Here is a 21,534-nt window from a genome sequence, read left to right as displayed (position 1 = left end):
TCAGCGAGGGTCATAGGGCACCCCCAGGGCGTTGAAGACCCCTTCGGCGTAGTTGGCCTCGGCGATGGGTGCTCGCAGAATGTCATTGCTCACCCCGAAGCCATCGGCGAGGAGGGCGGCGTCTGGCACGATCTCGTTGCACAGCTCGTCGACGACCTGGGGAGCGGATTCGACGAATGCCGCGGAGATCAAGCCGCGGGCGAGCAACCACCCAGAATGGTCGATGACCAGTTGCAGTCCGTACAGTGTTGCGAGCGTCCTGAGGGCCTTGCGCACGCGCTCGGTTCGTGCCCGCTCGGCGGCGTCAAGGAGGAGTTCGAGGGCGAGGATGGTGCCGTGGAGGCGAGCAGCCGTGGTGGCTTGGGTGACGACACTGTTCCACGCTTCGAAGGCCGCACCATGGCCCCTGAGCTGCTCCCGGAGGCGCTTGCCTGCTGATTCTGCGAGGTCAATCTTGCGGTGAACGAGTAGAGGTGTGAGGTCCCGGGGATCTACGCGGGCGTTGTGTGCCACGAGGCGGATGTCCGGGGCATCGTGGTGTTGTGTCAGAAGCCAGCCGGCGACTTGGCCAAGCAGTACCTGGTTGTCCCCTTCCGCAGTCACGACGCCCTGAGCGTAACCCACGTAGTCGGCGATGCGGTTCACGCCGAACATCCCCTGAGCACCGCACTGTTCGCGGCACGTGTGAATGGTGTGCGACGCTGACCAACTGGCGAGAGCCTTGGTGAGTGCGATCAGGTGGAGGGTCTTCTGGCTAGGCTGTGCCGACGCCGTAGCGTAGGCCTTCTTGGTGTGGTTGACCAGGAAAGCCATGGCGTAGCTTTCAGCGAGGCGTCCGAACAAGGTTCGCCGATAGTCCCGATACTCGATCAGCGGGACTTCGTGGTTTGCAGAGCCATAGCTGTGGCGCACATGTGCGTAGCGGATGGTCGCGTACAGGCTGGCACGCGCAGCGGCCATGATGCCTGAGGTGAGGAAGACTCTTCCGGCGTGGATGCGCGTCATGGATTCCATGAAACGGTTTCGGAGGCCGCTGATGGGGCTGCGGAACTCGCCGTCTGCGGTGACCTCCCCTAGGCCCTCACCGAGGAACGCCTCCATCGGCAACCAGACGTTGTCGAAGCGGGTCAGACCGTTGTCCAGGGCGAGGCCGGGTTTGTCGGTCAGGGGGACGGGCCGGATTCCCTCACACGGTCCTTCGGACGTACTGATGCGAACGAGGAAGGGAAAAACTCCGAAATCCTCGCCGCGCACCATGAGTCGCGCCAGCACGACCGCGATCTTGGGAATATCGCTCAGACCAGTGTTGGGCATGAACTTGTAGGCCATCGGCCCGGGTGTATTGAGAAGGAACCCGCCGCGATCTGGATCAAAGTGAGCCTCTGTCTTGAGCGCAGCCAGATTGCTCCCGTAGCCCACCTCCGTGCCTATGAACAGGCCGATCGACGTCATAGAGGTGAGTTCATCGACGTATCCTTGCAACTCCGGCCGGTCGGCGCCGAACTGCAGCAGCGTTCCCAGGCACAGGCTGTAATGGATGGATGCGAGAGCCGCGCATGTCGGGTCGACAAGTGACAGCCACTCGGCTACGGCGAACAGCTGCTGTGGGTCGGCCAGCAGTTTCTGCGCGGGGGGGAGTTTGGGCCCGGCGAACTTGAGTCGCTCGTAGGCCAGGCGTGCCGCCTGGGTGGGGGAAAGGTCTCGTGCGCGTTCGAAGATGGGATCGGCGACGAGTTCACGCAGCTCGGTGTGGACAGCGTCGAACGTACCATCGAACACCAGGTGTAGCAGCTCGTTGCGATCTTCGTCGGCACCGCTGCCTTGAAAACGGGCGGGCATGTGAAGGGCTCCTCCTGGGAGATCAGGGCGCGGCGATGGCTAGTACGGCGTTCTGGCCGCCGAAGCCGAACGACTGGCTGAGGGCCAGCTTGATCTGTTGCTGCCGAGGAGCACCGGAGACGACATCGAGACCGACGCGCGGGTCGATCCGCCTGAGGTTGGCGGTCGGCGGCACGATCCCGTCGCGGATGCTCAGCACTGTGCACGCGGCCTCTACCGCGCCGGCGGCACCGAGGCAGTGACCGAGCACGCCCTTGACCGAGGTGACCGCAGGGTGGTCACCGACAGCCTTACGGATCGCGATTGCCTCGGTCAGGTCGTTGAGCACGGTGGAAGTACCGTGTGCATTGATGTGATCCACGTTCTGAGGGTGTGCATCGGCATCGGCCAGTGCCATCTGTATCGCGGCCACGGCTCCGGCACCCTCCGGATCGGGGGCGGTCACATGATGGGCGTCGGTGGAGGCACCGAATCCTGTGATCCGGGCCAGAACGCGAGCTTTCCTGCGCTGGGCATGTTCCGGGCGCTCGAGCACGAGAACCGCGCCAGCCTCACCGAGCACCATTCCCTGGCGTTCGGCGTCGAAGGGTCTCGCCATCTGGTCGGGCGGGTCGGTCCGCTGGGCCAGGGCACCCATGCGGGCGAAGGCGGATACGTACAACGGCGTGATCGCCGCCTCGGCACCCCCCGCCAGCACCACATCGCACGCCCCGGCAAGCAGGAGCGTCCGGGCGATACCGATCGCCGTAGCCCCTGCTGCGCATGCGGTAGCCACGCCGAGGGAAGGGCCCTTGGCGCCGAATGCTAGCGCAAGCTGTGCAGCGGGCATGTTCGGCAGGAACATCGGCATAAAGTAGGGCGAGACGGCCTTGGCGCCCTTGGCCTCGAACCGACGTGCCTGTGCGGCGAACGTGGATACTCCAGCAGCCCCGGTGCCGATCACAACACCGACACGCGAACCGTTCCAGACATCCGGATCCAGTCCCGCGTCGAGCAGCGCCTCGCGGGCCGCTACCAGGGCGAACTGTTCGTACCTGTCGAGACGGTGAGAAGGCCCTTCACCCAGGAGTTCGAGCGGATCGAAGCCTGGAACCGTGCAGGAGATGTCGACGGGGAGCCCTGACAAGTTGGGGTCGACTGCCCCTGTCGATATGCCGGCGGACACGGCGCGCCAGGTCGGTTCGTTTCCGATACCACCTGGCGTCACCATGCCCATTCCGGTGACCGCGGCCCACTCCTGGGACATCAGACTTCCAGCTGGCTTGCGGCAAGCTGATTCGCGGCCTCGGCAAGCGACATGCTTTGGTCGAAACCGTCCGACCAGAGCTCAACCCCGAAGGTCTCCTCCAGTACGACTTCCAGCTCGACTACAGCGAGCGAGTCGAGCTCCAGCTCGCCGAAGAGAGCGTCCGGACGGACGCGTTCCGCGGGCACCTCCAGTTTCCCGGTGAGGATGTGGACCAGCTGGTCATACGTGGTTCCCATGGGTGGGCTTCCCTTCTGTGCGGACTAAGGAATAACGTCGATGCGCGGCGTAATCTGTGGCCAGGTCATTGCCGCGGAACCCCAGGTGAGGCCCGCGCCGAAGGCCGTCAGCACGACGCGATCGGAGGGCCGTAGTAGATCCTTAGCCGCTGAGGCGGCGAGCAGGATCGGTATAGAAGCGGTCAGGGTGTTACCGACGCGATCGGCGTTGGTGAGCCACTGCTCCTGCGGAATCCCGAGTCTCTCCCCTACGGCGCTTACAATGCGCAGGTTGGCCTGGTGCGCGGCAAGAGCATCGACCTCGTCCGGCGTCCAGCCGATCTGGTCAAGCACCTTGCGGCTGGAGGAGGTCATCCGCTTGACCGCGTTACGGAAGATCTCCGGGCCGTCCATGTGGAGGAAGTACTCGGGTGGTCGGGCGTCCGCCAACCCCTGACCGGTTGCCGCAACGAACCGCTGACGCGAGCCTCCCGCCGGCACGGCGAGCAGGTCGGCCTTGCCGCCGTCACTTCCCAGGTCAAAGGGCCCGATCTCACCTGGTTCACCCGGCTCTCCCCCACGCAGCACGACGGCGCCCGCGCCGTCGCCGAACAGCACTGCCGTGCTGCGGTCTTGCGGGTTGACCATGGTGGAGAAGGCTTCGGCACCGATCAGCAGGATATGGCCGGAGAGCCCTGTGCTCACGAGCGAGGACGCGACGGTCAACCCGTACATGAATCCGCCGCACGCCGCCGCTATGTCGAAGGCGGGTACATCGACGAGCCCGAGCCGCGTGGCGACCTCGGGAGCTGTTCCAGGGCACAGGCGGTCCGGTGACGTAGTTGCGAGCACGACCGCTCCGATGGGTGGGGAGCCGGCGGACTCGATCGCTCGTTTGCCGGCTTCCACGGCCAGGTCGGAGGTGGCCATTCCCTTGTCGACGAGGTATCGCTGCTCGATACCGGTACGACTGCGGATCCATTCATCGGACGTATCCAAGGCCGTGGTGAGTTCCTTGTTGGACACCACTCGTGGTGGCACCCAAGCTCCCAGGCCACACAGGACCGCGGCATTGCCTTCCATGGCCGACCCCCTTACGGGCAAGCTGACGCGAGGGCACCATCCGGGTCCGAACCGAATCCGAGGCACCTATAACGCCGAAAGTGGATCTGCTGACTCCGCATCAGGATCAGCAAGCCCAACGTGCTTGTCAGCATCGTTGGAGATTGTGTACCCCTTCGGTCATCGCGGACTTGCCCCAACGGGCAGCGGCTATCCGGTTTTCGCTCACCGGGGCGATTTGAGGGATGGGCTGATGCACCTCGACGCACCTGCGAGCTGTCTAGTGTCATGCGCCTGAAATCCTGAGTGTTAGAGGATGTCTCACGTGGTGAGTTTTGCGAGCTTCTTGTAGCAGGTCAGGGCCGCCGCGAGTCCGAGGAAGGCCAGGAAGTGGCTGCCCTTTCGCTCGTATCGGACGGTCAGGCGGCGGTAGCCGAAGAGCCAGGAGATCGACCGTTCGATCTTCCAGCGGTGCCGGCCGAGACGCTCGCTGGACTCGATGCCGGGCCTGGCGATGCGCGGGACGATGCCCCGCTCGCGCAGCCACTTCAGCCTCTCGGCGGAGTGGTACGCCTTGTCGGCACGGAGCCTGCCGGGGCGGCGTCTACGGGGACCGCGCCTCGAGCGGATGGCGGGTATGCCCAGGACCAGCGGCAGCAGCGCCTGGCTGTCGTGAACGTTCGCGCCAGAGACGCCAAGAGCGAGGGGTAAGCCTTGCGCGTCGGACAGTACGTGGAGCTTGCTGCCCTTCTTGCCCCGGTCGACCGGATTGCGCCCGGTCAGCGATCCCCCTTTTTCGTACGGACCGAGGCCGCGTCCACGATCGCCGAGGTCCAGTCCACCTCACCACGGGCCCCGAGTTCGTCCAGAACGGCCCGATGCAGCCGCCGCCACAGCCTGTCCTTGGTCCAAGCGGAGAACCGGCGGTGCGCGGTGGCCGGCGAGACACCGAAAGTCTCCGGCAGATGGCGCCAGGCACAGCCGCTGGTCAGCACGTACACCACAGCCGTGAACGCTGCTCGCTCATCGACCGGGGCCGTGCCTCCACCCTGCGGACGGGAAGTAAACGAAGGCAACAACGGTGCGACGAGCGACCAGAGTTCGTCAGGAACCAACCGCTGCGACAAACCAACAACCATGGCAAAGCATCATGCCGCATCCACCTAACGCCACGTGAGACACCCTCTTAGAGGGCGTTAAGTCCGTTTCTGATAGCGGCCGCGTCCGGGTTGTTCGAGGAGTCCTTGGCGGACGAGTCGTCCCAGGCGGGAGTGGGTGACGTTGATCGAGGGCTCGTCGGTGGGCAGGCCGAGGTGCTCGTGCAGATCGCGGACGCGGAACACCTTCCCGGGGTGCTCGTTGAACGTGGTCACGATGCGCTGGTAGACGGTGGCGGTGGCGGTCTCCGAGGGGGCCGTTGCGTGGTCGGGAGGGGTGAGGCCGTCGATGACCTTGCGGGTGGCGGCGAGCTCGGCCAGGCGGGCTTCGGTCTCGGCGAGGGCGGTGGTGAGCTGCTCGATCTGCTCACGCAGGTTGCCGGCTCGTGCGGCGGTCTCATCGTGTTCGGTCTGCAGCAGCCGCAGGAGTTCGCTGACGTTCACGCGGCCAGCTCCACGTCGTCCCGCCAGGTGGGGCAGGGGTGGTGAGGCGGCGGAGCATGCCGGCGGTGGAGGCCCAGTAGACGCGGGAGGCCGCGTTGTCGGGCCGGTGGTCATAGTCGCGAGCGAGGCGCCGGTGCAGCATGAGGGTGCCGTTGACCTGCTCGACCACCCACCGTTTCGGTTCCGGGACGAAGCCTTTGCCTTCGTCGTCGGGGTTGCGCCGGACCACCTCGACGGTGATGTCCTTCACCGCTCCGTGGATGATCACGGCGTCTTTGAAGCCCTGGTCGACCAGGGCTGTCTCCAGGCGCATTCCGCATCGTTCGGCCGCCTGGTCCAGCAGGGCGATGCCGGCCTCGTTGTCGTGCGCGCTCGCGGCCAGGACCACCACGCCGATGATCAGGCCTATGACGTCGACGGCGAGCCCCCGCTTCCTGCCGGGCGTTTTCTTGTTCATCCAGTCCCGTCGTCTTCTTCGGCACCCCGGCCGCCACGCGGACGGACTGGGTGTCGATGATCACCAGGGACGGGTCCTCTAATCGTCTGGACCGCTCCCGCACCTGGCAGCGCAGGATCTCCTGGATCCGCTGGTCAAGGCCGTCCTCGCGCCACAGGGTGAAGTAGTAGAACACCGCCGACCAGGCCGGGAGGTCGTGTGGCAGGAGCCGCCACTGACAGCCAGTCCGGTTCTGGTAGAGCAGCGCGTTCACGACCTCACGCAGGTCGCAGGAGCCCGGGTCCCCGGTCGCCGACCGCGCCACCCGCTCCTGCTTCCACGCGGTGACCAGCGGCTCGATCAACGCCCACTGCTCGTCGGACAAGTCGGTTGCGTACGGCATCCGTTCCATGCCCGCGACCCCATCATGCACACGACATGAGGCGACGGCAGAACCGTCCCATCACCCACGAACGGGCGACACCACATCATCAGGAACGGGACTTAACGCCCTCTTAGTACTCCAGTGCGGTTTCGTGATCTATCCCGTGGGTTCGTCGGCGGATCGTCGTCGGTAGTGGCTGCGACGGGCTGTGGCCTGGTGCTTTCGGCGCCAGTTGGACCAGTGCAGCAGCCTGGCCGCGGACACGGCCGGTGGGTGGAAGGCGGCGAGTAGGTGGCGGATCTCCGGGACGGTCAGCGTGATCGGTTCGTGGCTGCGGGTGGGGTGGTGCGGATCGGCGGCCCGGTCCGGGGCCGCGCTGGCGGCGACGACGCTCAGGAAGGCCAGGGCGAGCATGGCGAGCGTGATGTGCCGGTGCCATGAGGTCCAGTGCCTGACCTGGTAGTGGTCGAGTCCGACCTGGCCCTTGGCTGCCTGGAAGCACTCCTCGACGCTCCAGCGGACACCGGCGACGCGGATCAGCTCCGCCAGGGGCACCTCGGTGGGTGACCAGCACAGGTAGAAGGCGAGTTCACCGGTGGTCCGGTTGCGACGGATGAGTAGGTGGCGGTGGCTGTCGCTGCCGATGTGGATCCAGGCCCAGTCGTAGTAGCGCGGGCCCTTCGCGCCCCTCCCGGCGCTCTGGCGGTGCCAGGAGGTGGCGGGCAGGCTGCCGGCGACGGTGTCCGCGCGGACGGGGGTGCGGCCGTGGTTGATCCGCACCCTGGCCGAGCAGGCGACTGCCAGGACGTAGCCGATACCACGGCCTTCGAGGCGGGCTCGCAGGTGCGGGTCCTGGCCGTAGGCTTCGTCGCCGGTCACCCAGGAAGCGGTGAGCCCCGCGTCCAGCGCGTCGGCGATCATCTCCCCGGCCAAGCGGGGCTTGGTCGCGAACTGCACCTCCTTGGGTATCCCGGCCGCGTGACGGCGGTCGCGATCGGTGCACCAGGAATGCTCGGGCAGGTAGAGCCGACGGTCGATCAGGGCCCGTCCCCGGCTGGTGGCGTAGGCGAGGAACACGCCGACCCGGGAGTTCTCGATGCGTCCCGCGGTGCCGGTGTACTGCCGTTGCACGCCCGCCGAGGCTCGGCCCTTCTTCACAAAGCCCGTCTCGTCCACGATCAGCACCGCGTCGTCGGTGCCGAGGTGGTCGGCGACGTAGGCGCGCAGGTCGTCACGGACAGCGTCGGCGTCCCAGCGCGCGTAGCGCAGCAGGCGCTGCATCGGCCCGGGCCGGGCGAGACCGGCCTGCTCGGCCAGCTGCCAGCAGTTCTTGCGCTCGACGTTCGACAGCAGCCCGAGCAGATAGGCACGGGCGGCGGTCCGCGGCTCAACTCGGCCGAATCGTCCCGCGATCCGGGCCATGGCCTGGTCGAACATCGCCCGCCAGCGGGCAGGGTCTACGCTATGGCCTGCGGCCACCGCACGATCTTCAGGAGTCCACACAACCCCCGATGATCATGCGGTGGCCGTACGCGTTACCAGCCGGGTCCACCAGCAAGATCGCGAAACCAGACTGGAGTACTAGGGTGTCGGCGGCGCCGGAGGATTCGGCGCCCGCTCCGCTACACCCGGCGAGCAAGGCCGCTGCGATGAGCGAAGCCCCTACGGCTCTGAGCCGGGAAGCTACCATGCACGTGCTGGTGACTTGTCCTGGTTGCTGGAGGGACATAGCTTCTCCTCATGCGTGTGTCGGCGGGTAGGGTGCGGGGAGGTGTGCGCCTCCAGGTGGAACGGGACGGTGCTTCACACCCGGACGACCCGGGGGCCGAGCACCGAGTAGCGCTGGACCTCGGCCGCCGGTAGACCGCCGTCGGTCACGATGGCCTCGACGTCGCGGACGTCGGCGAAGCGGCAGAAGCTGACGGCGCCGAACTTGGTGTGCACTCCCGCGAAGATTCGCCGCCTGGCCCCGCGGACGGCTTGTGCCTTGACCTCGCTGACGACTGGGTCGGGAGTGGTCAGCCCGTACTCGCGGGAGATGCCGTTCGCCCCAACGTACGCCAGGTCGATGACGAATCCGGCGAGCATCCGGGTCGCCCAGTGGTCGACGGTGGCCATGGTGCCGCCGCGTAACCGGCCGCCCAGCAGCAGTACGGCCGTGTTCTCTGCGTCGGCCAGAACGTGCGCCACGGCGAGGGAGGCGGTGACCACTGTCAGCCGCCGGTCCCGGGGCAGTGCCGCCGCGATGAGCTGCGGTGTGTAGCCCTCGTCGATGAAGACGGTCTCTGCCTCTCCGAGCAGCCCGGCGGCGGCGGCGGCGATCCGGGCCTTCTGCGGTACGTGCTGCCTGGTGCGGACGGCGAGGGTCGTCTCGAAGCCCGCGCTCTCGACCGGGTAGGCCCCACCGTGCGTGCGGCGGACCAGCCCGTGCTGCTCCAACACATGGAGGTCCCGGCGAATCGTCTCCTTGGCCACCGCGAGGTCCGCGGCCAGTGCTGTGACAGTCACGGAGCCGGTGCGCCGGGCGAGTCGGAGGATCTCTCGTCGGCGTTCATCGATGTCCACGACATTCATCCCTGTCTCTGCTATGGGCCGGCTCCGTTGGGTCGGCGTGGCTCGTTTGTACAGCGCGAAGGCTGCGGTGAACAGACTGATGTCCGATGTGATCGGGCCCGCATCTGCCCGCGAGGCAGTCTGCATATCCGCTGGTCAGCCAGCCGTTTCGGGTTTCCCGCGACCGTCTTTGCTGCCCGATGCGGGATTAGCGGGGTCCATTCCTTGCCCGTTCGTGTCGACTGCCGCCCTCTCGTGCGTTGGAGCGGCCTGCTCCCGTCCGTTCGGAGCGGGAACGGGCAGCCGTGCTGGCGCAACCGGGCACGAGAAGACGGCGGCGACCGGTCAATCGAGCATGTGAGCCTGTGTATTGGAGTTCCGGGAAACGGTCACATTCGGCCCGAATGCATGCCGGTGCGGGCCGACTGAGGCCCCGCCTACGCCGGTACAAAGTCATCAGACCCGCTACGTTGCGCGTGCAGGGCCGCTCCTTGGGACCGCTCGCGCAGACAACACTCCCTGCTGCATACAACCAGTTGACTGGGGGCTCTCTCATGCGCGACCTACTCCTCACCACCCACGACGTTCTCCCCACCGACGAGGCACCGCGTCCCACATCCTCGGATTCGGAACCGGCCGAGGCCTTCCTCAAGGCGTTGTACGAACGCCACGGCTCCCTACTGCTTTGCTACGCGGCCCGGTTGCTTGGCGGTGACTGGCACCGAGCCGAGGACGTCCTGCAAGAGGCGGCCATCCGCGCCTGGCGCAACGCCGCCAACCTGGGTGATCCGACGGCTGAGACCGTACGTCCCTGGCTGTTCACCGTGGTTCGCAATCTGGTCATCGACGGCCATCGAGCCCGGCAAGCACGGCCTCCGGAGGTCGCTGAACCGGAACTCCCAAGCATCCCCGTACCCGACTGGATCGATCGCGTTCTCACCAAGCAGGCGGTGGTCGAGGCCATGAGAGAACTCCCGCCGATCCAAAGAGAGGTGCTGCTACACGTGTACTTTATCGGTCGGAGCACCAGTCAGACGGCCACGGTACTGGGTGTGCCTCGAGGCACCATCAAGTCGCGCACATACTACGCAGTGCGCGCGCTGCGCGAGATACTGCAGAGCCGTGATCTGCTCGTCGACTGACTGGTCGAGTCCCGTTCCACAGGGCTTTGTTCTTGCGCCAGGTCGCCTGCTAGGGCCCGTGTGATGTCGTGATCATCTTGCCGATCCGGATCTGCCTGGAAAGCGGATCCGGTAGAAGAGGATCGTGACGTGCAGACAACTCACCGACGAGCAATGGAAGTTGATCGAGCCGTTCCTGCCGATAGGCGAGTACGGCCCCTACCCCGAGCGGCTGCGAGATCAGTTCGAGGGGGTGATCTGGCGGTTCAGGACAGGCGCGCAGTGGCGGGAGATGCCGGGCGAGTTCGGGCCCTGGCCAACCGTCTACGGACGCTTCCGGGTCTGGCGGAACGCCGGTGTCTTCACTGCCCTGCTGGAGGGTCTGATCGCCGAAGCCGCCCGCCAGGGCAAGACAGACCTTTTCCTGGTCAGCGTGGACTCCACCACCGCCCGCGCGCACCACGACGCGGCCGGGATGATCGTCGACAAGGACGTCATGGAGGCTCTCGAGGAAGCCGCCGCAGAGCAGGAACAGGCCCGGCAAAAAGGGGCGATGAGGCGGAACAGAACGGGCGGGGGTGCGGAGATGAACCTGAGCGGGTCGAACGCCGACGCGTCCGCCGCCGACACAGACTCCGTCTGGGGGCAGCCCTGCTCGGAAGATCCCGCGGCGGGCTGACCAGCAAGATTCGCCTCGCTGCTGACCGCAAGCGCCGACCGCTGTCGTTCGTTCTGACCGCCGGGCAGGCCGCGGACAGCCCCCAGTTCATCCCCGTGCTGAAGAAGATCCGCGTCCGTCTGCCGGTCGGCCGGCCCCGCACCCGGCCGGGCGCGGTCGCCGCAGACAAGGCGTACTCGTCCCGCGCCAACCGCGCCCACCTGCGCAAACGCCGCATCAAGGCAGTCATCCCGGAGAAGAAGGACCAGGCCGCCAACCGCAAGAAGAAGGGCAGCCGGGGCGGTCGTCCCGTCAACTTCGACGCCGAGCTTTACCGCGAGCGCAACACCGTCGAGCGCGTGATCAACCGGCTGAAGGACTGGCGCGGCATCGCCACACGCTTCGACAAGACGCCCGAGAGCTACCTCGCCGGCCTCGAACTGCGCGCCTCGATGATCTGGATCGGAGATCTGTTGCAGGCAACTGATTGATCACAACATCACACGGGCCCTAGTAGGCTGTGCGCCCACCGACTCCCGGCATAATGATCTTGAAGTTGCTCGTCGTCGGCGTGGCTCGCTGGAGCGGCCGAAGCTGGTCTGCTTCCACCACGCGGGCGCGGGTTCTTCGGCCTTCGCCTCGTGGCAGAAAATCATCGGTGAGGCCGCTGAGGTTGTTCCCGTAACCCTGCCGGGGCGTGACCAGCGCAAGGCGGAGCCAAGGATCACCGATGCCGACCAGCTCATCGAAGAACTCCACACACAGCTCGGTGATACCCTCAACACTCACCCCTACATCCTTTACGGGCATAGCATGGGCGGCCTGGTGGCCTATAACTTCGCACGCGCCCGGGAACGGGCCGGCCTTCCCTCCCCGGCACTGGTCGTCATCGGGGCCACTCAAGCCCCTCACCTGGCCTCTCCCTTGCAGACCGGTCTGGAACTGCCCGACCGTGAACTGCTGCAACTGCTGGTCGCCCACCAGACCCTGCCACCCCAAGCCGCCCAAGGCGGCCGGCTGTGGGAACAACACGTACTCCCCGTCGTGCGAGACGACCTACACCTCGCCCAAGCACTCCTTACCGCTGAACGAACCCCACTCCAAGCCCCACTCCTCGCCCTGGCCGCACGCCGGGACACCATCTCCCCCCTGCACGGCATCATCGAATGGGCCGACTACGCCCCCGCCGGCTTCACCGTGCGCACCGTCGAAGGCGACCACCTCTTCGTACACGGCAACAAGACACCCCAAATCCTGCGCGAAGCAGCCATGCGACTGCACACAGGACACATCCCCACCGAATACGACCCCCTGGCCATGTGGCGCGAAGCAAGCTAAACAAAAATCAACAGCAAACACCACCCACGCCGCCCCTTGCCAACCTGGGGTGACCGCTCCCGTGCACGCTCCAGGGCCAGTGCTTTGCCAGGCGGAGGATGCGACGGCGGCCGGTGGTGACGGGCTGGGTGGCGGCGGAAAGCAGCCGCAGTCGCAGGCGGCGGGGTTCCCGCCGGCGGGCTGCGCCGGTCAGCACGAGGGGCCCTCAGCGGGACCAGGCGCAAGGAGGGCACCCTTCAGGCCACGTAGGCTAATTGGCCACTCAGTTATTGCGTGCGATTACGTCGGCGACTGCACTCCGGGCTATGCCAACGAGCAACGCCTGGACGTCGAGTGGTTCGTCGTGGCCTCCGACGGCAAGCTGGTGATGCTTCCCCTTGATCGTGGACACCTGGAGACTGGGACCTGAGAGGGCGTTAAGTCCCGTTCCTGATGATGTGGTGTCGCCCGTTCGTGGGTGATGGGACGGTTCTGCCGTCGCCTCATGTCGTGTGCATGATGGGGTCGCGGGCATGGAACGGATGCCGTACGCAACCGACTTGTCCGACGAGCAGTGGGCGTTGATCGAGCCGCTGGTCACCGCGTGGAAGCAGGAGCGGGTGGCGCGGTCGGCGACCGGGGACCCGGGCTCCTGCGACCTGCGTGAGGTCGTGAACGCGCTGCTCTACCAGAACCGGACCGGCTGTCAGTGGCGGCTCCTGCCACACGACCTCCCGGCCTGGTCGGCGGTGTTCTACTACTTCACCCTGTGGCGCGAGGACGGCCTTGACCAGCGGATCCAGGAGATCCTGCGCTGCCAGGTGCGGGAGCGGTCCAGACAATTAGGGCCCGTGTGATGTTGTGATCAATCAGTTGCCTGCAACAGATCTCCGATCCAGATCATCGAGGCGCGCAGTTCGAGGCCGGCGAGGTAGCTCTCGGGCGTCTTGTCGAAGCGTGTGGCGATGCCGCGCCAGTCCTTCAGCCGGTTGATCACGCGCTCGACGGTGTTGCGCTCGCGGTAAAGCTCGGCGTCGAAGTTGACGGGACGACCGCCCCGGCTGCCCTTCTTCTTGCGGTTGGCGGCCTGGTCCTTCTTCTCCGGGATGACTGCCTTGATGCGGCGTTTGCGCAGGTGGGCGCGGTTGGCGCGGGACGAGTACGCCTTGTCTGCGGCGACCGCGCCCGGCCGGGTGCGGGGCCGGCCGACCGGCAGACGGACGCGGATCTTCTTCAGCACGGGGATGAACTGGGGGCTGTCCGCGGCCTGCCCGGCGGTCAGAACGAACGACAGCGGTCGGCGCTTGCGGTCAGCAGCGAGGCGAATCTTGCTGGTCAGCCCGCCGCGGGATCTTCCGAGCAGGGCTGCCCCCAGACGGAGTCTGTGTCGGCGGCGGACGCGTCGGCGTTCGACCCGCTCAGGTTCATCTCCGCACCCCCGCCCGTTCTGTTCCGCCTCATCGCCCCTTTTTGCCGGGCCTGTTCCTGCTCTGCGGCGGCTTCCTCGAGAGCCTCCATGACGTCCTTGTCGACGATCATCCCGGCCGCGTCGTGGTGCGCGCGGGCGGTGGTGGAGTCCACGCTGACCAGGAAAAGGTCTGTCTTGCCCTGGCGGGCGGCTTCGGCGATCAGACCCTCCAGCAGGGCAGTGAAGACACCGGCGTTCCGCCAGACCCGGAAGCGTCCGTAGACGGTTGGCCAGGGCCCGAACTCGCCCGGCATCTCCCGCCACTGCGCGCCTGTCCTGAACCGCCAGATCACCCCCTCGAACTGATCTCGCAGCCGCTCGGGGTAGGGGCCGTACTCGCCTATCGGCAGGAACGGCTCGATCAACTTCCATTGCTCGTCGGTGAGTTGTCTGCACGTCACGATCCTCTTCCTACCGGATCCGCTTTCCAGGCAGATCCGGATCGGCAAGATGATCACGACATCACACGGGCCCTAGAGGCAACGTCGTTCAGTTAGGCGTGGAGGTCGCTCGTCAAGGCTTGGTGAACGAGGCAGCGGAGCTGCTGTAGAAGAGGTTGTCCTCCAAGACATCCTCACTACAGGAGCTCCGCTGTTGGAACAGACTGCCATAACCAGGACGGTCGGGGTAGCGGCCGGGGTGTTCGCGCCGGGGCATATCGGTGAGCTGACCCGGATCGTTCCGTTCGAGATGGTCGACGAGGTGTTGGCCGAGACCGGTGCGGTGCAGCGCAGGATCCGGCTGGTGCCGGCGCGGGTCACGGTGTACCTGCTGCTGGCCGGAGCGCTCTTCAACGGGCTGGGCTACCAGCAGGTTTTCGACCGGTTGTGTGCCGGGCTGGCGGGCCTGCCGCTGCTCCGGCCCAGCGGCAGCGCTCTTCGCCAGGCCCGCCAGCGGCTGGGGCCGGCACCAATGAAAGCGCTGTTCAATTTGGTGAGCGGGCCCGCGGCCACGACCGCTGCCGCCGGGCGGTGGCGGGGACTGAGGGTCGTCGCGGTCGACGGCACCTTACTGCCGGTCCCGGACTGCCCGGCCAACCTGGCGGTGTTCACACGGCAGCGGCTCGGCAACGGGACCTCTGGCTACCCGCAACTGCGTCTGGCCGCGCTGGTGGCCTGCGGGACCCGGTCATTGATCGGCGCCGTATTCGGTCCCGCCACGCATGGTGAGTTGGAATACGCCCGCCCCCTGGCGGACAGCCTGCGGCCCGGAATGCTGCTGCTGGGCGACCGGAACTTCTCCTCCGCTGCCCTGCTGAACCAGCTGGCCTCCACCGGCGCCGATCTGCTGGTCCGCTGCAAGACCAATCGGAAGCTGCCCCTGGTGGCCCGCTGCCGCGACGGCTCGGTACTCACCCGGATCGGGCCGCTGACTATGCGAGTCATCGACGCCGAGATCACCATCCGCACCGCCCAGGGCGCCCGCGCCGGCCACTACCGGCTGCTGACCACCCTCACTGACCCTGCCACCCACCCGGCCGGGGAACTCATCCGGCTCTACCACGAGCGCTGGGAGATCGAGACCGCCTACGCCGAGCTGAAATCCACGATCTTGGGCGGACGCGTCCTGCGGGCCCGCACCCCCGACGGCATCGAGCAGGAGGTCTGGGCACTCCTGACCGCCTACCAGGCATTACGCACGGCAATGACCGACGCTGCCGACAGTGCCGCGGGCACCGACCCGGACCGGGCCGGCTTCACCACTGCCCTCGCCGCTGCCCGGGACCAGCTCGTCTTGGCCGCCGGCGTCATCACCGACACCGACATCGACCTCGTCGGCACCATCGGCCGCCACGTCCTGGCCCACCTCCTGCCAGCCCGGCGGGTCCGCACCAAAGACCGCATCGTCAAACGAGCGATCTCCAAATACAACGCGCGCGGACCCGCCATCGACCGCACCACCTACAAAGCCACCATTAGCATCACCATGCTCACGAGCAGCCCTTGACACCACCGAGCCCGCCTTAACTGAACGGCGTTGGCCCTAGAGGACCCGTCCCTGGTGATCATCGACACCCAGTCCGTCCGCGTGGCGGCCGGGGTGCCGAAGAAGACGACGGGACTGGATGAACAAGAAAACGCCCGGCAGGAAGCGGGGGCTCGCCGTCGACGTCATAGGCCTGATCATCGGCGTGGTGGTCCTGGCCGCGAGCGCGCACGACAACGAGGCCGGCATCGCCCTGCTGGACCAGGCGGCCGAACGATGCGGAATGCGCCTGGAGACAGCCCTGGTCGACCAGGGCTTCAAAGACGCCGTGATCATCCACGGAGCGGTGAAGGACATCACCGTCGAGGTGGTCCGGCGCAACCCCGACGACGAAGGCAAAGGCTTCGTCCCGGAACCGAAACGGTGGGTGGTCGAGCAGGTCAACGGCACCCTCATGCTGCACCGGCGCCTCGCTCGCGACTATGACCACCGGCCCGACAACGCGGCCTCCCGCGTCTACTGGGCCTCCACCGCCGGCATGCTCCGCCGCCTCACCACCCCTGCCCCACCTGGCGGGACGACGTGGAGCTGGCCGCGTGAACGTCAGCGAACTCCTGCGGCTGCTGCAGACCGAACACGATGAGACCGCCGCACGAGCCGGCAACCTGCGTGAGCAGATCGAGCAGCTCACCACCGCCCTCGCCGAGACCGAAGCCCGCCTGGCCGAGCTCGCCGCCACCCGCAAGGTCATCGACGGCCTCACCCCTCCCGACCACGCAACGGCCCCCTCGGAGACCGCCACCGCCACCGTCTACCAGCGCATCGTGACCACGTTCAACGAGCACCCCGGGAAGGTGTTCCGCGTCCGCGATCTGCACGAGCACCTCGGCCTGCCCACCGACGAGCCCTCGATCAACGTCACCCACTCCCGCCTGGGACGACTCGTCCGCCAAGGACTCCTCGAACAACCCGGACGCGGCCGCTATCAGAAACGGACTTAACGCCCTCTGAGGTTCCAGAGGAAGCAGTGCCAGGTGGGAAGCAAGTACACGAAGCGGTACTCGGACGAGTACAAGCGGGACGCGATCGAGCTCGTGCGGTCGTCGGGCCGGACGGTGACCGCAGTCGCCCGGGAACTCGGGATCAGCTCGGAGTCCCTGCGGGGCTGGGTGAAGAAGGCCAGCGCCGCCCGGGACAGCGGATCGGGACCCGGTGCCGTGCGGGCCGCCGACGGAACTGAAGCGGCTGCGGAAGCTGACCGCCGAGCAGGCGAAGACGATCGAGATCCTGAAAAAAGCGGCCTTAGCCTCGCGCTTTCACGAGGCAGGGCGTCCGGTGGGTGATCAGAAACGCAGAGAGTGCTCCTGACCTGCAACGATGGGACTTGTCTAGTGTCCAGGTCGTCGCATGAAAGAAGCACTCTCCAGGTGAAGAAGCGTATCGGGTCCTACCCGCGTGTCCGCGTCGAGGGCGGTGGCCGCGGGGTGGTGTCCCAGGCTGGCGGTGTGCTGCTGGTGGAGACGATCCGCAAGTCCGGTCTGGATGAGGCGATATCGGCGGCGCTTGAGCCGTGGCGAAGGCCGCGGGCGGTGCATGATCCGGGCAAGGTCCTGCTGGATGTGGCGCTCGCGGTCGCGCTGGGTGGGGACTGCCTGGCAGACGTCGGTCTGTCGCGCGTCAGACTTTCTGGCACAGGGGTTTGTTGAGCCCTGACGAGCTGAAGGAGAGCCTGATGAGCCGTCCGCCGCAGTTCCCGGTGGAGGACAAGATACGGATCGTGCTGTCGGTCCTGGCTGGTGAGATGACCGTCGCTGAGGCGGCCCGCCGGAACAAGACGTCGCAGACGTCGGTGGCCAAGTGGCGGGACCAGTTCCTGGAGTCCGGGAAGGCTGGCCTGACGGCCGGAACATCGAAGCAGGCCTCCAGCCGGGAGGCGATGCTCGAGGAGCAGATCGAGGACCTCAAGGCCGCGCTTGGTGAGGCCCATGTCGAGCTGCGGGTGTGGAAGAAGTCCGCTGAGGGCCGCCTGGCCCCTTCGAGGACCTCGAGGTGATCCGCACCCAAGCGGCGATGCCGACCTCGAGGTTCTGCGAGCTTGTCGGCATCCCGCGCCGCACCTGCACCCGCTGGCAGGCCCGCGCCCGCCGTGGCCAGAGTGTGGTCAAGGGCCCGTGGCCGGCGCCGGTGGTCGACCAGCTCGAGCCGATCGCCGCGAAGTACGCCGCGGACTGGCCGGCCTGGGGCCACCGCAAGATCCACTGGATGATGCGAGCCGACGGCCACGACGTGTCTGCATCCTCCATCGAACCGGCTCTGCGCAGAAGGGATTTACTCCAGCCGGTCGACTACCAGGGCATACGCCGCGAGCCGGCCAAGGCCCGCAAGGCCGCCTTCGCCCAGCCGCCGACGAGCCCGAACGAAGTATGGCAACTGGACTTCTCCGAATACGAGACGTCCGGAGGCGGGATCTGGCAGCTGGCCGGGGTGACGGACTACTTCACCAAGTACGAGCACGGCTGGCACATCAGCCCCTCGTGCACCGGCGCCGACGCGATCGAGGCGGTGAAGCTCGCGATCGCGGAGGCCGAACGTCTCGGCGGACGTCCGCTGGCCGAGCTGCTGCCCGCCGATCCCGACACCGGCAAAAACCGGCGCATCAAGCTGGTCACCGACAATGGCGGAGCCTTCAAGGGCGCCGCGTTCGCCCGCTTCATCGCTACCCGCCCCGAGTTGCTGCACATCCGCACCCAGGCCAAGAGCCCCGGCCAGAACGGCGTACGCGAGCGCGCCTTCGGCTCGCTGAAGTACGAGCACCTCTACCGCCTGGAGATCGAGGACCTCACCATGCTCGCCCGCGAGGCCGAGCACTACCGGCATGTGTTCAACCACAACCGACCCCACGAGGCCCTGTCCGGCCACCGGCCGATCGAGGTCTACAACGACCCGAGCCTGCATCCCCAACTTTCAAACCGAGATCACTGAGCCAAAAACTTGACGCGGGACAGGTCTGCTGCGGGCCGAACCGTCGGTGTTCGGGCCGGTGGCCTCCGATCCGACGGTATCCCGGCTGATCGACACGCTGGCAGCGGGTGGGAAGCGTGCTCTGACCGCACTGCGGCAGGCCCGCTCTCAAGTCCGTGAATGTGTGTGGACGTTGGCCGGTGAGGAAGCTCCGGACGCCGGCGGGCAGGTGGTCGTGGACCTGGACGGGGTGCTGGTGATCGCGCATTCCGAGAAGCAGGATGCGGCCGCGACCTGGAAAAAGACGTTCGGGCACCATCCGCTGATGGGGTTCGTCGACCACGGCCGGGGCGGGTCCGGGGAGCCGGTGGCCGGGCTGCTGCGGCCCGGGAACGCGGGCAGCAACACCGCTGCGGACCACATCGAAGCCGCCAGGATCGCCCTGAAGCAGCTGCCGAAGAAGTACCGGCGCGGACGGCGGACGCTGATCCGCACCGACTCGGGCGGCGGCACCCACGAGTTCGTGGACTGGCTTTCCGCGCGCGGCCGGTGGCTGTCCTACTCGGTCGGCATGACCATCACCGATGCCATCCACCAGGCCGTCGGGAAGGTCCCGGCATCGGCCTGGACGCCGGCCGTCGAGCCCGACGGCGAGATCCGCGACGGTGCCTGGGTCGCCGAACTCGACGGCGACTGCCTGACCGGCTGGCCCAAGGAGATGCGGCTGATCGTGCGGAAGGAACGCCCGCACCCCGGCGCCCAACTGCGCTTCACCGACGCCGACGGCATGCGCCTGACCTGCTTCGCCACCAACACCAAGCATGCTCCGATCGCCGCGCTCGAACTGCGGCACCGCCAGCGCGCGAGGGCCGAGGACCGCATCCGCGCCGCCCGCGCCACCGGCCTGCGCAATTTGCCCCTGCACGACACCGCGCAGAACCAGATCTGGCTGGAGATCGTCCAGATCGCCCTCGACCTGCTCGCCTGGATGCCCATGCTCGCTCTGGCCGGCACCGCCCGGGTGTGGGAGCCCAAACGCCTGCGCCTGCGGCTGTTCTCCATCGCTGCCCAGTTGGTCACCACCGGCCGCCGCCGCATCCTCCGGCTCGCGAAACACTGGCCTTGGACCAACCTGATCACCGACGCGTGGGCACGACTCGAAGCCCTCCCCAGCCCCGGCTGACCAACACTTTCTCGTCCCTACGGGCAGCGCAAGCCCACCGGAGCAGTGGAACCCGGCGCCCACCCGACGCGACTGCCGGGGCGATGTCATGCCCGAAACCCACAGCACAGACAGAAACAGCCCGCCAGATGAACTGGCGAGCTGTCATGAAAGCCCGAGGCTAGATTCAACCGGTCAAGGCAACACTCTCGGCTGGTGTGCGGAACCCCAGGCACTTTCGCGGACGGTTGTTGAGCTTCGTCGCGATGGCGTCAAGGTCGTGAGCTGCCCCGAGTTTCGTAGAGTCCGGTGGTCTTGTTTCAGGCGGACTGCGGGGTGGCTTCCTGTTGTCGTCAGAAGTCGCGTTCGTACTCGGCGGGCGGTACGTAGTCGAGTGCGGAGTGCAGGCGTTCTTCGTTGTACCACGTGACCCACTGGAAGATCGCCCGTTCGACCTGGTCGACGTCCCGCCACGGCCCTTGCATCTCGATCAGCTCGGCCTTGAACGTGCCGTTCAGGGCCTCGGCCATCGCGTTATCGTACGAGTCGGCCACGGAGCCGACCGACGCGGAGGCGCCGATGTCAGCGAGCCGGTCGGTGTACCGAATTGACACGTATTGAGATCCGCGGTCGCTGTGATGAATGAGGCCGGAGCCTGCCTTGATCCGGCGTCTCCACAGACCCATCTCCAGTGCGTCCAGGGGCAGTTCGGTCCTCATGTGGTTCGCGACCTGCCAGCCGACGATCATCCGCGAGTACACGTCCAGGACAAACGCCACGTATGCCCAGCCCGACCACGTCCTCACATAAGTCATGTCGGCGACCCAGAGCTCGTCCGGGCGGGAGGCTGTGAAGTCCCGATCGACCAGGTCCGGCGGCCTCGGCGCCGACGGTTCGCAGATCGTGGTGCGGCGCCGCTGTCCGCGAATGACACCCTCCAGGTTCAGCTTGGCCATCAGGCGCTCGACGGTGCAGCGGGCGACGTCCACCCCCTTGCGCTTGAGGGCACGGGTCATCCGGCGGGCTCCATAGGTGCCGTCCGACTCGGCGTGGACCGACTCGATCACAGGCATGAGCTGTTCATCGCGGAGCCGGCGGGCCGACTTCGGCCGCTTCTTGCGGGCAAAGTACGTCGACGGCGACAGCTCCAGCACCCGGCAGACGGGATCGACCCCGAGACCCTTGTCACGCAGATGGTCGATCACCTGCTCGGCCTCGTCCGGGGACGGTCGATCTCCTGGGCAAAAAACACCGACGCGGCCTTGAGGATGTCGTTCGCCCGCCTCAACTCCGCCACCTCTTTGCGGAGTTGCCTGAGCTCGTCCTGCTCGGCGGTGGTCAGCCGGTCGTCGCGCTCGCCACGGTCGGCCTCCGCCTGGCGGACCCAGCCGCGCAGGGCCTCTTTATGGATGCCCAGGTCCTTCGCAACGTGCGCGATCGGGCGGCCGGTGGAACGGACCTCGCGGACCGCGCGCTCGCGGAGCTCGTCCGGGTATTTACGGGGTGCAGGCATGGTGTTGGTGGATCTCCTTCGCCAGGACCGTAACCCTGGCATCAGGGACTCCACAAATCTCAGTACAG

15 protein-coding genes and 9 pseudogenes are annotated in these 21,534 nt (G+C 66.9%); 12 read left to right on the top strand and 12 right to left on the bottom strand.

From position 1 onward, the window contains the following. The 9 genes and pseudogenes from QFZ82_RS01730 to QFZ82_RS01690 form a co-directional block, all read right to left on the bottom strand. Entirely contained in the window at window positions 1–1,839 is a 1,839-nt protein-coding gene (locus QFZ82_RS01730; RefSeq protein WP_307711418.1) for an acyl-CoA dehydrogenase, read from the bottom strand. A 22-nt stretch (window positions 1,840–1,861) separates the two neighbouring features. Next, window positions 1,862–3,085, bottom strand: a complete 1,224-nt coding sequence (locus QFZ82_RS01725) for a beta-ketoacyl synthase (RefSeq protein ID WP_307711417.1) — start codon at window positions 3,083–3,085, stop codon at window positions 1,862–1,864. After that, window positions 3,085–3,324 carry a phosphopantetheine-binding protein gene (locus QFZ82_RS01720; RefSeq protein WP_307711416.1) on the bottom strand — a complete coding sequence of 80 codons (240 nt, stop codon included), beginning with the start codon at window positions 3,322–3,324 and terminating at the stop codon, window positions 3,085–3,087. The genes QFZ82_RS01725 and QFZ82_RS01720 overlap by 1 nt, the downstream gene beginning before the upstream one ends. A 24-nt stretch (window positions 3,325–3,348) precedes the next feature. Next, window positions 3,349–4,386, bottom strand: coding sequence for a beta-ketoacyl-ACP synthase III (locus tag QFZ82_RS01715; protein WP_307711415.1), 1,038 nt, complete (start codon window positions 4,384–4,386; stop codon window positions 3,349–3,351). 300 nt (window positions 4,387–4,686) lie between these two features. Continuing rightward, a protein-coding gene (locus tag QFZ82_RS01710) for an IS5 family transposase (RefSeq protein WP_373429201.1) occupies window positions 4,687–5,504 on the bottom strand; the annotation gives its coding sequence in 2 pieces (ribosomal slippage) (window positions 4,687–5,154 and window positions 5,157–5,504; 816 coding nt in all). A gap of 57 nt (window positions 5,505–5,561) precedes the next feature. After that, window positions 5,562–5,966 (bottom strand): type IV toxin-antitoxin system AbiEi family antitoxin domain-containing protein, encoded by a 405-nt coding sequence (locus tag QFZ82_RS01705; RefSeq protein WP_307711411.1) that lies wholly within the window; start codon window positions 5,964–5,966, stop codon window positions 5,562–5,564. Beyond that, a pseudogene (locus QFZ82_RS01700) lies at window positions 5,963–6,814 on the bottom strand (IS5 family transposase). Before QFZ82_RS01700 ends, QFZ82_RS01705 begins: the two are co-directional and overlap by 4 nt. Window positions 6,815–6,917: 103 nt before the next feature. Further along, window positions 6,918–8,224: pseudogene (locus QFZ82_RS01695) on the bottom strand (IS701 family transposase). A 366-nt stretch (window positions 8,225–8,590) separates the two neighbouring features. Beyond that, the gene (locus tag QFZ82_RS01690; protein ID WP_307711414.1) at window positions 8,591–9,352 is read right to left on the bottom strand and encodes a DeoR/GlpR family DNA-binding transcription regulator; all 762 of its coding nucleotides are present in this window, start codon (window positions 9,350–9,352) and stop codon (window positions 8,591–8,593) included. Window positions 9,353–9,894: 542 nt separating this feature from the next. On the opposite strand from QFZ82_RS01690, the gene QFZ82_RS01685 reads away from it, so the two are divergent. The 3 genes and pseudogenes from QFZ82_RS01685 to QFZ82_RS01675 all read left to right on the top strand — a co-directional run bounded on the left by QFZ82_RS01685 (window position 9,895) and on the right by QFZ82_RS01675 (window position 12,457). Beyond that, window positions 9,895–10,482 carry a sigma-70 family RNA polymerase sigma factor gene (locus tag QFZ82_RS01685; protein ID WP_307711413.1) on the top strand — a complete coding sequence of 196 codons (588 nt, stop codon included), beginning with the start codon at window positions 9,895–9,897 and terminating at the stop codon, window positions 10,480–10,482. Between the two features lie 124 nt (window positions 10,483–10,606). Beyond that, window positions 10,607–11,610 (top strand): annotated as a pseudogene (locus QFZ82_RS01680) (IS5 family transposase). After that, window positions 11,588–12,457, top strand: a complete 870-nt coding sequence (locus QFZ82_RS01675) for a thioesterase II family protein (protein WP_307711475.1) — start codon at window positions 11,588–11,590, stop codon at window positions 12,455–12,457. Before QFZ82_RS01680 ends, QFZ82_RS01675 begins: the two are co-directional and overlap by 23 nt. Before the next feature lie 7 nt (window positions 12,458–12,464). On the opposite strand, the pseudogene QFZ82_RS01670 reads toward QFZ82_RS01675, so the two are convergent. Continuing rightward, window positions 12,465–12,656, bottom strand: a pseudogene (locus tag QFZ82_RS01670) (hypothetical protein); the annotation flags it as partial. 313 nt (window positions 12,657–12,969) lie between these two features. Here QFZ82_RS01670 and QFZ82_RS01665 point away from each other — a divergent pair. After that, window positions 12,970–13,281, top strand: a pseudogene (locus QFZ82_RS01665) (transposase); the annotation flags it as partial. Window positions 13,282–13,301: 20 nt separating this feature from the next. Here the strand turns inward: QFZ82_RS01665 and QFZ82_RS01660 are convergent. Beyond that, window positions 13,302–14,305, bottom strand: a pseudogene (locus QFZ82_RS01660) (IS5 family transposase). 193 nt (window positions 14,306–14,498) lie between these two features. On the opposite strand from QFZ82_RS01660, the gene QFZ82_RS01655 reads away from it, so the two are divergent. The 8 genes and pseudogenes from QFZ82_RS01655 to QFZ82_RS01620 form a co-directional block, all read left to right on the top strand. Further along, window positions 14,499–15,851 carry an IS4 family transposase gene (locus QFZ82_RS01655; protein WP_307711412.1) on the top strand — a complete coding sequence of 451 codons (1,353 nt, stop codon included), beginning with the start codon at window positions 14,499–14,501 and terminating at the stop codon, window positions 15,849–15,851. A gap of 36 nt (window positions 15,852–15,887) precedes the next feature. Beyond that, a pseudogene (locus tag QFZ82_RS01650) lies at window positions 15,888–16,430 on the top strand (transposase); the annotation flags it as partial. After that, window positions 16,427–16,831 (top strand): type IV toxin-antitoxin system AbiEi family antitoxin domain-containing protein, encoded by a 405-nt coding sequence (locus QFZ82_RS01645; protein WP_307711411.1) that lies wholly within the window; start codon window positions 16,427–16,429, stop codon window positions 16,829–16,831. The pseudogene QFZ82_RS01650 and the gene QFZ82_RS01645, both read left to right, overlap by 4 nt. Window positions 16,832–16,864: 33 nt before the next feature. Continuing rightward, complete coding sequence (locus QFZ82_RS01640) at window positions 16,865–17,173, top strand: transposase (protein WP_307711410.1); 309 nt, start codon at window positions 16,865–16,867, stop codon at window positions 17,171–17,173. 84 nt (window positions 17,174–17,257) lie between these two features. Further along, a pseudogene (locus QFZ82_RS01635) lies at window positions 17,258–17,506 on the top strand (transposase); the annotation flags it as partial. Window positions 17,507–17,562: 56 nt separating this feature from the next. Continuing rightward, window positions 17,563–17,883, top strand: a complete 321-nt coding sequence (locus QFZ82_RS01630; RefSeq protein WP_307711246.1) for a transposase — start codon at window positions 17,563–17,565, stop codon at window positions 17,881–17,883. Further along, window positions 17,880–18,812 (top strand): integrase core domain-containing protein, encoded by a 933-nt coding sequence (locus QFZ82_RS01625; protein WP_307711409.1) that lies wholly within the window; start codon window positions 17,880–17,882, stop codon window positions 18,810–18,812. The genes QFZ82_RS01630 and QFZ82_RS01625 overlap by 4 nt, the downstream gene beginning before the upstream one ends. A 25-nt stretch (window positions 18,813–18,837) precedes the next feature. Further along, window positions 18,838–19,974: pseudogene (locus tag QFZ82_RS01620) on the top strand (IS1380 family transposase); the annotation flags it as partial. A 332-nt stretch (window positions 19,975–20,306) separates the two neighbouring features. Here the strand turns inward: QFZ82_RS01620 and QFZ82_RS01615 are convergent. After that, window positions 20,307–21,466, bottom strand: a protein-coding gene (locus tag QFZ82_RS01615) for an IS3 family transposase (RefSeq protein ID WP_307711216.1) whose coding sequence is annotated in 2 segments (ribosomal slippage) — window positions 20,307–21,202 and window positions 21,202–21,466 — 1,161 coding nt in all. Because the reading frame shifts where the segments join, the coding sequence is not laid out codon by codon here. Window positions 21,467–21,534: the final 68 nt, after the last annotated feature.

Source organism: Streptomyces sp. V4I23 (genome assembly GCF_030817975.1).
GTDB lineage: Bacteria > Actinomycetota > Actinomycetes > Streptomycetales > Streptomycetaceae > Streptomyces.
This window is presented reverse-complemented; position numbering and strand designations above follow the sequence as displayed.